This is a genomic window from Cupriavidus sp. GW821-FHT02F09, assembly GCF_059421605.1.
In genome coordinates this window covers 198,490-210,496 of the sequence record NZ_JBWKVH010000005.1, presented here as the reverse complement: position 1 = coordinate 210,496, position 12,007 = coordinate 198,490, and the positions used below count along the sequence as shown (strand labels likewise).

Sequence of the window (12,007 nt, the reverse complement as noted above, 5' to 3'; positions counted from 1 at the left end):
TTGAAGTAGCGAACTGCAGACATGGGCTCAGCCACAGGCGGGCAGCAAAATGATCACTGGAATTCTGCAAGCCTGACGGCTACGCTAATAGGCGGACCGTTGCGCCAGTTGAGCGCGCGAGGGTCATCGGCTTTGCATCGACTTTGATTGGAAGGAGTCATCCATGAAGATCGCTATCGCAATGGCAATTGCAGTTCTCCTGCCTGCTACCGTCTACGCCGCAGGCCCCGCAAATCCAGCGGATCGCTACGACTACAACATGCGTAGCACCAACAAGGACGGCTATGTGCCGGACCCTCAACGCACGACCAATAAAGACGGCTACGTACCCGATGCCGAACGCGCTACCAACAAGGACGGCTACGTGCCAGACACCGCAAAGGCCAACGACAAGTTTGACCCGTACACCCAGGGTGCCAACCAGAACACGGCCTCGGCGCTCACCGACTCAAAAGCGTCTACCAAGAAGCCAGCTGGCAAGGCGTCAAGCCAGAAAAAATCGCCCGCTGCCGGCATGGACAAATAGGGCGGCCTGCTCAGATTAAGTCCGACGCGGCAAAGAAAAAGCCCCGCAGGAATCTGCGGGGCTTTTTCAACTATGGTGGGCCTCCCGTGAGTCGAACACGGCACCAACGGATTATGAGTCCGCTGCTCTAACCAGGCATGAGCTAGAGGCCCTGGAAAGTCAGACCGGCATGATACCGATCAACTGCCTTCAAGGAAACTCTTTAGCTTATCCGAGCGGCTCGGGTGACGCAGCTTGCGCAATGCCTTGGCTTCTATTTGACGGATCCGCTCGCGTGTGACGTCGAACTGCTTGCCGACTTCTTCCAGCGTGTGGTCCGTGCTCATTTCGATGCCGAAACGCATGCGCAGCACCTTGGCTTCGCGCGGCGTGAGCGAATCCAGCACATCCTTGACGACGTCGCGCATGGAGCCGTGCAGCGCCGCTTCGGCCGGGGCCAGCGTGTTGGTGTCTTCGATGAAGTCGCCAAGATGGGAGTCGTCGTCGTCACCGATCGGCGTTTCCATGGAGATCGGTTCCTTCGCGATCTTCATGATCTTGCGGATCTTGTCTTCCGGCATCTCCATCTTCTCGGCCAGCGTTGCCGGATCCGGCTCGTTGCCGGTTTCCTGCAGGATCTGGCGCGAGATGCGGTTCATCTTGTTGATCGTTTCGATCATGTGCACCGGGATACGGATGGTGCGCGCCTGATCGGCGATCGAGCGGGTGATGGCCTGGCGGATCCACCACGTCGCGTAGGTCGAGAACTTGTAGCCGCGGCGGTATTCGAACTTGTCCACCGCCTTCATCAGGCCGATATTGCCTTCCTGGATCAGATCGAGGAACTGCAGGCCGCGGTTGGTGTACTTCTTGGCGATCGAGATCACCAGGCGCAGGTTGGCCTCGGTCATCTCGCGCTTGGCTTCGCGGGCGCGCTTCTCGCCCTCGCTCATCTTGCGGTTGACTTCCTTGAGCTCCTTGAGCGGCAGCACCACGCGCATCTGCAGGTCGATCAGCTTTTGCTGCAGCTCGCGCACGGCCGGCACATTACGTTCGACGATGGTGCTGTACGGCTTGCCGTCTTTGATAATCGTGTCGATCCACTCGAGGTTGGTCTCATTGCCCGGGAAACGGGCGACGAAATCCGCACGCGGCATGCCGCACTTGTCCACCACGATCTTCAGGATGGAGCGCTCGAGCTTGCGCACTTCGTCCACCTGGCCACGCAGCGTGTCGCACAGGCGTTCGACATTGCGGGCGGTGAAGCGGATGCTCATCAGCTCGTTCAGGATGGCTTCCTGGGCCTTGACGTAGGACTTGGACTTGTAGCCTTCCTTCTCGAACGAGCGGCGCATCTTGTCGAACTGCTCGGCGATCACGCGGAATTTTTCCAGCGCGGCCAGCTTCAGCTCTTCGAGCTGGCGTGCCGAGGCAGCCAGGCCGCCGGCATCGTCATCCTCGTCTTCGTCGGACTCTTCGCCGTCAGACTCCAGTTCGTCTTCCTCGGCAGCCGCCACCACGGCCGGAGCCGGCGGGGCCACGGGCACGTCCGCGGCGTTCGGGTCGATCAGGCCGTCGACGAACTCGTCGATCTTGATTTCATCGCTGGCAACGCGCTCGGCCAAGGCCAGGATCTCGGAGATCGTGACCGGGCAGGCGGAGATCGCCATCACCATGTCTTTCAGGCCGGCCTCGATGCGCTTGGCGATTTCGATTTCGCCTTCGCGCGTCAGCAGCTCCACCGTACCCATCTCGCGCATGTACATGCGCACGGGGTCCGTGGTGCGGCCGAACTCGGAGTCCACCGTGGAAAGCGCGGCCTCAGCTTCTTCCTCGGCTTCTTCCTCGCTGGTGGCGGACGGGGCATTGTCGTTGAGCAGCAGCGTTTCCGCGTCCGGCGCCTGCTCGTAGACGGCGATGCCGATGTCGTTGAGCGTGGCGACCAGCGTGTCGATCGTTTCCGAATCGACCATGTCGTCCGGCAGGTGATCGTTGATTTCCGCGTACGTCAGGTAGCCGCGCGACTTGCCGAGCTTGATCAGCGCCTTGAGCTTCTGGCGGCGTACTTCCAGTTCTTCCTCGGTACCCTGCTGCGTCGAGGCGAACTCCTTCAGCAGAGCCTTTTCCTTGGCCTTGCGGTCGCGAGCCTTTTGCTTTTCGCTCTTGGGCGCTGCAGTCGGCGTTGCCGCCGCGGGGATCTCGTCTTCGTAAAGCTCTTCAGTCACGTCGTCTGGTGTGCTGTCGTCGTGCTGCGCTCCGGCCTTGGGCTTGCGGCCACGCTTCTTCGGCTCCGGCTTGACTGCCGGAGCGGCGGGACGCTCGGATGCAACGGGGGCGGAAGTTGTGGCATTCGGCGTGGCCTCGGGCTCGGCGGCGCCTGGCTTGGCGTCTCCGGTCTTGGCGCTGGTCGCTGCCGCTTTCTTGCTCTCGACTTCGGTATTCTGCTGTTTCGCCACGGTAATACTCTTGCCTTTCACAGGTACAGATGCGGCGTGCTTGCCGCTTGTATTGGCGCTATCGCCGCTCTCGTGTGCCGAAGTCGAGGGCTTCAGGTTTTCGGACGGGCGGATCCCGGTGGAAGTGGACGCTGCGGGCGCCTTGGCGCTCCGAGCTGTCTTAGCTGGCACAGGCTGGGCTGGCGCCTTGACTGACGCGGCTGTCTTCGCAGCCGCCGTTGTTTTCACGGACGCCTTGCCGCTCCCCGATTGGGGAGTTTTAGTGGAAACCTTTTCGGTTGCTTTGGCCTTTGCCATTGGCACGCTCACTTTCACCAGAAGGGGAGAGAAAGATCTCGCTATCCAAACCGGCTATTGTAGCACTAGCAATTAGCCGGCTTCCCAACAGGTGAGGTTTTCACCTGAAAAATCAAGGCTTAAGCGTAGCCATGCCACGCCAAGCCCTCACTTATTTGTCACCACCCACCTTGCCCGACCTACCGGACGGTCAACCCGATTCAACCCAATTCAACCCAACTGCCGCCGGCGATTGATCTCGCTGACCAGCCATCGCATGCGGCTCTTGCCTTGCTCATCCGCAGTGCCCATGATCACCGACTGCTGGAGCATGTCGAGCTCGCGGCGCAACGGCCCCGCCAGCAGCTTGGCGATGGCGGTATCGAACTCCTGCTCGGCAGGTTCCTCATCGATCTCTTCACGCAGTACCGCGGCGCGCACATTGGCGTAGACCTCGGCGTACGGCGACTGTGCGAGATGCTCGCTAAAGGCCGCGAAGTTCACCTCGCCCTGCAACTCGTCGCACGCGGACACCAGGTGCGCCAGCACTTCGGCGTCGGCCTGCTCGTCTTCCAGCAGCAGTGCCCGGCTATCGGCGTCGAGCCGGCTCGACAGCTGCGGGTAGCGCATCAGCAACTGCAGCACCCGCTGCTCGAGCCCGGTGGGGGCCTGGCGCTTGGTGCGCGGCCGCGGCTGGGCAAAGCGTCCGACCCGCGCCGGGTCGCTCGCCAGCCCGCAGACGGCTTCGATTTCGGCCGGCGTGGTGCCGGTGGCATCGGCAAGCTCGCGCACGATCTGCAACCGCAGGCCGCCTGCAGGCATGGACTGCAGCAGCGGCTTGGCCTCGTACTGGGCGCGGGCGCGCCCCTCGGCCTGGCGCAGCTCCTGCCCCTCCGACACCACCTGCAGCAGGAAGCGCGACAGCGGCATGGCATCGCGCACCTGCGCGGCAAACGCGTCGGTGCCCTGCTCGCGCACATAGCTGTCCGGGTCGTGCTCGGCGGGCAGGAACAGGAAGCGGATGGTCTTGTTGTCCGCCACGTACGGCAGGCAGGCCTCCAGGGCCCGGCGCGCCGCGCGGCGCCCGGCCGCGTCGCCGTCAAACGAGAACACCACGGCATCGGTCTGGCGCAACAGCTTTTGCACATGCACTGCCGTGCAGGCCGTGCCCAGCGTGGCCACGGCGTTGGCAAAGCCCAGCTGAGCCAGGGCCACCACGTCCATATAACCTTCGACCACCAAAACATAGCCGGTTTCCCGGATCGCATGGCGGGCCTCGAACAGGCCATATAGCTCGGTGCCTTTGCTGAACAGGGGCGTTTCCGGTGAATTCAGGTACTTGGGCTCGCCCTGCCCCATCACCCGCCCGCCAAAGCCGATCACCTGGCCCTTGGTGCTGCGGATGGGAAACATGATGCGGTCCCGGAAGCGATCGTAGCGCCGCGGCTTGCCGTCGGCGTCGCGCTTCTCGGCGCTTTCGATCATCAGGCCGGCTTCCACCAGCGGCCCGGCGATCGCATCGTCGCGATAATTGCCGAACACCGACTCCAGCCCCTGCCAGTCGTCCGGGGCATAGCCCAGGCCAAACTGCGCCGCGATCTCGCCGGTCAGGCCGCGGCTCTTGAGGTACTGGATCGCCTGCGGCGCGCTGCGCAATTGCTTGCGGTAGAACTCGGTCGCGCGGGTCATGGCATCGGACAGCGCCAGCGAGCGCGCCTGCACTTCGGCGCGCTGGGCCGGCGGCAGCCGGTCGCGCTCCTCGGGCACGGACAGGCCGACCGATTGCGCCAACTCGCGCACAGCATCGGGGTAGGATTGCCCCGAGTATTCCATCAGGAAGCCGATGGCCGAGCCATGCGCTGCGCAACCAAAGCAGTGATAGAACTGCTTGGTCGGCGAGACCGTGAACGACGGCGACTTCTCGTTGTGAAAGGGGCAGAGCCCCATGAAGTTGGCGCCGCCCTTCTTCAACTGCACGTACTTGCCCACCACATCGACTATGTCGACACGGTTGAGCAGGTCCTGAATGAAGGATTGCGGAATCACCCGGCTTGTCGTCCTATGGCCGAACTGCCCGTGGTACCGGGCAGCGGCGATATCTGGTTCATGAAGTGCGTGACCGGCACTGCGCTTTCCGGCCTCTTAACACTACATTGTAGTGCAGACGCAACGGATTGCAGCCAGAGCCGGCGAGGGGTGCCGGGCAAAAAAGTGCCTTTAGCCGTACTCCGCGGCCTCCGGCCGCCAGGTGCCAGCTGGCGGCCCGCCCCGCTCAACGCGCCGCCAGCGCGGCCTTGACCAGACCGGAGACGGCGGTCATGTCGGCACGGCCGGCCAGTTTGGCCTTGAGCACGGCCATGACCTTGCCCATGTCCTGCGGGCCGGTGGCGCCGGTTTCCGTGACCGCGGCCTGCACTTCGGCGGCCACTTCCGCATCCGACAGGGCCGCCGGCATGTAGACCTTGAGCACTTCGATTTCCGCGCTCTCCTTGTCGGCCAGGTCGGTGCGGCCGGCCTGGGTGAACTGGGAGATGGAGTCCTTGCGCTGCTTGATCAGCTTTTCGATCACGGCCTGCACGGCGGTGTCGTCGAGCTCGATGCGCTCGTCCACTTCCCGTTGCTTGATGGCAGCCAGCAGCAAGCGGATGGTGCCGAGGCGCTCGGTCTCGCGGGCACGCATGGCGGCCTTCATGTCTTCGGTTACACGGGCTTTGAGGGACATCGCATTATTCCAGGAAAGTTTGGGCGGGATGGTGCCGGGATGGTGCCGGCAGGCGCAACGCCGGCCGTCGGGCCGCCAATGCAAAAACCCGCCGGAGCCTTGCCCACAGCGGGTTTTGATGCGGAACGCGAAGGGTACGCTCAGTACATCTTCTTCGGCAGCATCAGGCTGCGGATGCGCTTGTAGTGGCGCTTTTCGGCCGCGGCCTTCTTGCGCTTGCGCTCAGCCGTCGGCTTTTCGTAAAACTCGCGAGCCCGCAATTCAGTCAGCAAGCCGTTTTTCTCGATGGTGCGCTTGAAACGACGCATGGCAACTTCAAACGGCTCGTTTTCTTTAAGGTGGATCGTGGTCATTTTGCTGAAATAAGTAGCAGCTGTTAGCGGTTTTACGAAAGCTACAAGTGTAGCACAACCGCTGTCAAGCCCGTATGGCGGTTTTTTTGCCGCCATGCTGCTTACGACACTCAGGCTGTCCCCGCCGCCATGGCCCTTGCGCTCTCTGCCACGGCCTGCCCGGCGGCCACGCCGGATGCCCACGCCCACTGGAAGTTGTACCCGCCCAGCCACCCGGTGACGTCGACCACCTCGCCGATGAAATACAGGTTGGGCACGGTGCGCGCCATCATGGTCGCCGACGACAGCGCGCGCGTGTCCACGCCGCCAAGCGTGACCTCGGCCTTGCGGTAGCCCTCGGTGCCTGCCGGCACCAGTTGCCAGCTGTTGAGCGCCGCGCCCAGCCGACGCAGTGCCTTGTCCGGCATATCGTGCAGCGGCTGCGCGCCGTTCAGGCCCGCTGCCGCGCACCAGGCGTCGGCCAGACGCGCCGGCAGGCGCTCGGCGAGCAGGTTGGCCAGGTGCTTGCGGCTGCCACCCTTTTGCTCGAGCAGCCATTCACTGGCGTCGTTGCCGTCGAACAGGTCGATGGTGATCGGCGTGCCAGGGCGCCAGAAGCTGGAAATCTGCAGCACGGCCGGGCCGGACAGGCCGCGATGGGTCCACAGCAAGTCCTCGCGGAAGGCGCCGGCCGTCTTGCCGCTTCCCGTCGCAATGTCTACCTCCATCGACACGCCGGCCAGCGGCACGAATGGCGCCCAGCCCTGCCCGTCGAACGTCAGCGGCACCAGCGCCGGGCGCGTCTCGACAACGCCCAGCCCAAACTGGCGGGCAATGCGGTAGCCGATGTCGGTTGCGCCGATCTTCGGGATGGACAGGCCGCCCGTGGCCACCACCAGCGCGCCGGCACGCACCGGCCCGCTTGCCGTCATCAGCAGGAAATCGTCGCCCTCGCGCCTGACCTCTTCCACGCCGCAGCCGGTGCGCCAGTGCACGTTGCCCGCGCCGCATTCGGCACGCAGCATCTCGATCACCTGCTCGGCGCTGTCGTTGCAGAAGAGTTGGCCGCGGTGCTTCTCGTGCCAGTCGATCTCATGCTTGCGCATCAGCGCGAGGAAATCCTGCGGCGTGTAGCGGGCGAGCGCGGAACGGCAGAAGTGCGGATTAGCCGACAGGAAATTGGCCGGCCCCGCCTGCAGGTTGGTGAAATTGCAGCGCCCGCCACCGGAGATGCGGATTTTCTCCGCCACCTTGGTGGCGTGGTCGATCAGCACCACGCTGGCGCCACCCTGCCCCGCCACAGCGGCGCACATCATGCCGGCGGCCCCGGCGCCAAGCACCGCCACGTCGAAGCGCCCTGCGCGCGCGCCGGCCCGGCCGGTCTCTGTGGTCTGCTTGCTGCCCATGTCTGTCTTGCCCAATGAATGCCTGATTAGTGCCTGCGGAAGAAGCGGCGATTGTAGCGAAAAGCATGGCCAGCGCCGCTGTGCTACCCTGCTGGCCTCATGCCCGGCTGCCGGCCCGATGGTCGTCAGGCCGCTCCAACCCCTTGATTTGCCGGCCTCGCTGATGCCGGCCTTGCCTGCCCCATGCTTGTCCTCGGCATCGAATCCTCCTGCGACGAAACCGGCCTCGCGCTCTACGACACGCAATCCGGCCTGCTCGCCCACGCCCTGCATTCGCAGATCGCCATGCACCGCGACTACGGCGGCGTCGTGCCTGAGCTCGCCTCGCGCGACCATATCCGCCGCGTGCTGCCGCTGTTGCAGCAGGTGCTCGACGAAGCCGGCCGCACCCGCGCCGACATCGATGCGATTGCCTTCACCCAAGGCCCTGGCCTGGCCGGCGCGCTGCTGGTGGGTGCATCGGTGGCCAACGCCCTGGGCTTCGCACTGAACGTGCCGATGCTGGGCGTGCACCATCTCGAAGGCCACCTGCTGTCGCCGCTGCTGACACCCAATCCGCCGCCATTCCCGTTCGTTGCCTTGCTGGTTTCGGGCGGGCACACGCAGCTGATGGAAGTGCGCGGCATCGGCGATTACGCCTTGCTGGGCGAGACCCTGGACGATGCCGCCGGCGAAGCGTTCGACAAGACCGCCAAGCTGCTCGGCCTGAGCTACCCGGGCGGCCCCGAAGTCTCGCGGCTGGCCGAGTTCGGCGTGCCCGGCACGTACGCCCTGCCGCGTCCGATGCTGCATTCGGGCACCCTCGATTTCTCCTTCGCCGGCCTGAAAACCGCCGTGCTCACGCAAACCCGCAAGCTGGGCAATGTGTGCGAGCAGGACCGGGCCAACCTGGCACGCTCCTTTGTCGATGCCATCGTCGACGTGCTGGCCGCCAAGTCGATGGCCGCCCTCAAGCAGACCGGGCACCGGCGCCTGGTGGTGGCCGGCGGCGTGGGCGCCAACCGGCAGCTGCGCGAGCGGCTGAACCAGCTTGGCGCGCAGAAGAAGATCGAGGTCTACTATCCGGACCTGGCCTTCTGCACGGACAACGGCGCCATGATCGCCTTCGCTGGCGCCATGCGGCTGCAAGCCGCGCCGGAGCTGGCCAAGCGCGACTACGGCTACGGCGTGACGCCGCGCTGGGAGCTGTCGGACATCCGGCTGCCGGAGCGCCCCGCCGCCTGAAGCGAACGCTTCGATGCAGTAAAAAAAGCCACCTTACGGTGGCTTTTTTTACTGCGGCACGGCGGGCTTACTGCGCGCGCTTGTCGCGCTCGATCACGGCGTAGGCGCTGTGATTGTGGATGGACTCGAAGTTCTCGGCCTCCAGCACATAGGCCACGATGCGATCGTCCGCATTCAGGCGCATGGCGATATCGCGCACCAGGTCCTCGACGAACTTGGGGTTCTCGTAAGCGCGCTCGGTGACAAATTTCTCGTCCGGGCGCTTGAGCAGGCCCCACAACTCGCACGAGGCTTCTTCCTCGGCCATGCGCACCAGCGCCTCGACCGGCAGGTCGGCCGCCAGTTCGACGTTCATGGTGATGTGCGAGCGCTGGTTGTGCGCGCCGTACTGCGAGATCTTCTTCGAGCACGGGCACAGGCTGGTGACCGGAACCAGGGCTTTCAGGAAGACCTTGGTGGCGCCGTTGCGCACTTCGCCGATCAGCGTGACTTCATAGTCCATCAACGATTGCACGCCGGATACCGGCGCGGTCTTGTTGATGAAATACGGGAAGGTCACTTCGATGCGGCCAGCCTCGGCTTCCAGCTTGACCAGCATCTTGTCGAGCAGCGTGCGGAAGCTCGCCAGTTCCAGCGGCTCGCGCTCTTCTTCCAGCAACGCGACGAAACGCGACATGTGCGTGCCCTTCTGGTCGGCAGGCAGGTGCACATCGAGATTGAAGGTGCCGACGGTGGCCAGTACGCCAGCCGGCGTCTTCAGCGACAGGGGGTAACGCACGCCCTTCACGCCAACCCGCTGGATGGGGATCTGGCGGGTATCGAGGCTCGACTGCACGTCGGGCATCACAAAGGCGGGATTGATGTCATTCATATCGATCAGGTTTCCTCTACGGTCGCGGCATTTTTCGCAGTCAACCTTGCCGCGCAACGAGTGTGAAACCGCGGGGATGGCAAAGCCGATGGCTTCCCGCAGCTGCGAACACAGAACCTGGGATTCTAAGGGAATTTGCCTTTGACTGCCCACGAGCGGGGCGATACCCGTACGGGATGCACGGGTGATGGCATCAGGAAACCATCAGGAAAACCGGCGCGCCCGCAAGCTGCGGGCGCGCCGTTGGCTCAGGCCGCGCGGGTGGCGACGGCAGGCTGGGCGAGGTTGAAGCGCTCACGCACCGATTGCTCGATGCCCTTGGCGTCCAGCCCGCACTGCGACAACAGGAAGGCCGGGTCGCCATGATCGACGAAGCGGTCGGGCAGGCCGAGCTGCAGCACCGGCATGGCGATGCCGGCGGCGGCCAGCGCTTCGAGCACCGCGCTGCCAGCGCCGCCCATCACGCAGCCTTCTTCGACGGTGACGAGGTAGTCATGCTCGCTCGCGAGCTTCTTCACCAGCGCCTCGTCAAGCGGCTTGACGAAGCGCATGTTGGCCACCGAGGCGTCGAGCGCCTCGGCCGCGCCCAGCGCCGGATGCAGCATCGAGCCGAACGCCAGGAAAGCCACGCGCTGGCCGGCGCGCGCCCCGCCCGTGCGGCGCATCTCGCCCTTGCCCACCGGCAGCGCGGTGAGCGCGGCCTCGGTCGCCACGCCCGTGCCGGCGCCGCGCGGGTAACGCACGGCGGTCGGGCAATCCTGCTGGTACGCGGTGGTCAGCAGCTGGCGGCATTCGTTCTCGTCGGCCGGCGTCATCACCATCAAGTTGGGGATGCAACGCAGGAACGCGATATCGTAGGCACCCGCATGGGTAGCGCCGTCGGCGCCGACCAGGCCGGCGCGGTCGAGTGCGAACACCACCGGCAGATTCTGCAGCGCCACGTCGTGGATCAGCTGGTCATAGCCGCGCTGCAGGAACGTGGAGTAGATCGCCAGCACGGGCTTGAGGCCTTCACAGGCCAGCCCGCCGGCGAACGTCACGGCATGCTGCTCCGCGATGCCCACGTCGTAGTAGCGGCTGGGGAAGCGCTTCTCGAACTCGACCATGCCGGAGCCTTCGCGCATGGCCGGCGTCACCGCCACCAGCTTGGGATCGGCGGCGGCCATGTCGCACAGCCATTCGCCGAACACCTGCGTGTAGGTCTTGCGGGCCGGCTTGGTCGACGGGCGGATGCCTTCGGCCGGGTTGAACTTGCCGGGGCCGTGGTACAGGATCGGGTCGGCCTCGGCCAGCTTGTAGCCCTGGCCCTTCTTGGTGACCACGTGCAGGAACTGCGGGCCGCCGCCTTCGAGGGCGCGCTGGCGGATGTTCTGCAGCGTCGGCACCAGCGATTCGAGATCATGGCCGTCGATCGGGCCGATGTAGTTGAAGCCGAATTCCTCGAACAGCGTCGCCGGCACCATCATGCCCTTGGCATGTTCCTCGAAGCGCTTGGCGAACTCGAGCACCGGCGGGGCCACTGACAGCACGCGTTCAATGCCCTTCTTGGTGGCCGCGTAGAACTTGCCGCTCATCAACCGCGCGAGGTGGCTGTTGAGCGCGCCCACCGGCGGCGAGATCGACATGTCGTTGTCGTTGAGCACCACCAGCAGCGGCAGGTCCTTGTAGACACCGGCGTTGTTCATGGCCTCGAAGGCCATGCCGGCGGTCATCGCGCCGTCGCCGATCACGGCGATGGAAACGCGCTTCTCGCCCAGCGTGCGCGCACCCAGCGCCATGCCCAGCGCAGCCGAGATGGAGGTGGACGAATGCGCGGTGCCGAAGGTGTCGTACTCGCTTTCCGAGCGGCGCGGGAAGCCCGAGATGCCGCCCCACTGGCGCAGCGAATGCATGCGGTCGCGGCGACCGGTCAGGATCTTGTGCGGATAGCTTTGGTGCCCCACGTCCCAGACGACGCGGTCGTCCGGTGTATTGAACACATAGTGCAGGGCAATGGTCAGCTCGACCGTGCCCAGGTTGGACGACAGGTGGCCGCCGGTTTGCGACACCGATTCGAGCACGTAGGCGCGGAGTTCGTCGGCCAGCGTCTTGAGCTGGCGGCGGTCCAGCCTGCGAAGGGCTGCGGGGTCGTCAATAGTTTTGAGCAGTGCGTAGGTCATGATGTCCGTTCGGCGGCCGGATTCTTGTGCCCGGTTGTCAGTTTTTCCTGCGTATC

9 protein-coding genes and 1 tRNA gene are annotated in these 12,007 nt (G+C 64.7%); 2 read left to right on the top strand and 8 right to left on the bottom strand.

Features of this window, described 5'->3' with window-relative positions:
• The first annotated feature begins 163 nt into the window (after positions 1-163).
• Positions 164-526: a hypothetical protein gene (locus AC07XB_RS08400; RefSeq protein ID WP_492374007.1), complete on the top strand. Its 363-nt coding sequence runs from the start codon at positions 164-166 to the stop codon at positions 524-526.
• A gap of 73 nt (positions 527-599) precedes the next feature.
• On the opposite strand, the gene AC07XB_RS08395 is transcribed toward AC07XB_RS08400, so the two are convergent.
• The 6 genes from AC07XB_RS08395 to AC07XB_RS08370 form a co-directional block, all read right to left on the bottom strand.
• Positions 600-678 (bottom strand) — tRNA-Ile (locus AC07XB_RS08395).
• A 27-nt stretch (positions 679-705) separates the two neighbouring features.
• Entirely contained in the window at positions 706-2,982 is a 2,277-nt protein-coding gene (gene rpoD / locus AC07XB_RS08390) for an RNA polymerase sigma factor RpoD (protein ID WP_492827670.1), read from the bottom strand.
• Positions 2,983-3,468: 486 nt separating this feature from the next.
• Positions 3,469-5,283, bottom strand: a complete 1,815-nt coding sequence (gene dnaG / locus AC07XB_RS08385; protein WP_150984193.1) for a DNA primase — start codon at positions 5,281-5,283, stop codon at positions 3,469-3,471.
• 226 nt (positions 5,284-5,509) lie between these two features.
• Entirely contained in the window at positions 5,510-5,959 is a 450-nt protein-coding gene (locus AC07XB_RS08380) for a GatB/YqeY domain-containing protein (protein ID WP_492374005.1), read from the bottom strand.
• A gap of 140 nt (positions 5,960-6,099) precedes the next feature.
• A complete protein-coding gene (gene rpsU, locus AC07XB_RS08375) occupies positions 6,100-6,312 on the bottom strand; it encodes a 30S ribosomal protein S21 (protein ID WP_043348281.1) in 213 nt (70 codons plus the stop codon).
• A gap of 110 nt (positions 6,313-6,422) precedes the next feature.
• Positions 6,423-7,697 (bottom strand): BaiN/RdsA family NAD(P)/FAD-dependent oxidoreductase, encoded by a 1,275-nt coding sequence (locus AC07XB_RS08370; RefSeq protein ID WP_492827672.1) that lies wholly within the window; start codon positions 7,695-7,697, stop codon positions 6,423-6,425.
• A gap of 183 nt (positions 7,698-7,880) precedes the next feature.
• Between AC07XB_RS08370 and tsaD the strand changes: the two genes are divergently transcribed.
• Positions 7,881-8,921: a tRNA (adenosine(37)-N6)-threonylcarbamoyltransferase complex transferase subunit TsaD gene (gene tsaD, locus AC07XB_RS08365; RefSeq protein WP_492374003.1), complete on the top strand. Its 1,041-nt coding sequence runs from the start codon at positions 7,881-7,883 to the stop codon at positions 8,919-8,921.
• Between the two features lie 67 nt (positions 8,922-8,988).
• Here tsaD and folE2 read toward each other — a convergent pair whose 3' ends face one another.
• Together folE2 and dxs are read right to left on the bottom strand one after the other, a co-directional pair.
• Positions 8,989-9,792: a GTP cyclohydrolase FolE2 gene (folE2, locus tag AC07XB_RS08360; RefSeq protein WP_150984189.1), complete on the bottom strand. Its 804-nt coding sequence runs from the start codon at positions 9,790-9,792 to the stop codon at positions 8,989-8,991.
• 248 nt (positions 9,793-10,040) lie between these two features.
• Entirely contained in the window at positions 10,041-11,951 is a 1,911-nt protein-coding gene (dxs, locus tag AC07XB_RS08355) for a 1-deoxy-D-xylulose-5-phosphate synthase (protein ID WP_492374002.1), read from the bottom strand.
• Positions 11,952-12,007: the final 56 nt, after the last annotated feature.

Bases quoted from the DNA above. Each gene is read 5' to 3' on its own strand.
- folE2 (WP_150984189.1), bottom strand. From the start codon at position 9,792: ATGAATGACATCAATCCCGCCTTTGTGATGCCCGACGTGCAGTCGAGC.
- rpsU (WP_043348281.1), bottom strand. From the start codon at position 6,312: ATGACCACGATCCACCTTAAAGAAAACGAGCCGTTTGAAGTTGCCATG.
- AC07XB_RS08400 (WP_492374007.1), top strand. From the start codon at position 164: ATGAAGATCGCTATCGCAATGGCAATTGCAGTTCTCCTGCCTGCTACC.
- AC07XB_RS08370 (WP_492827672.1), bottom strand. From the start codon at position 7,697: ATGGGCAGCAAGCAGACCACAGAGACCGGCCGGGCCGGCGCGCGCGCA.
- dxs (WP_492374002.1), bottom strand. From the start codon at position 11,951: ATGACCTACGCACTGCTCAAAACTATTGACGACCCCGCAGCCCTTCGC.
- AC07XB_RS08380 (WP_492374005.1), bottom strand. From the start codon at position 5,959: ATGTCCCTCAAAGCCCGTGTAACCGAAGACATGAAGGCCGCCATGCGT.
- tsaD (WP_492374003.1), top strand. From the start codon at position 7,881: ATGCTTGTCCTCGGCATCGAATCCTCCTGCGACGAAACCGGCCTCGCG.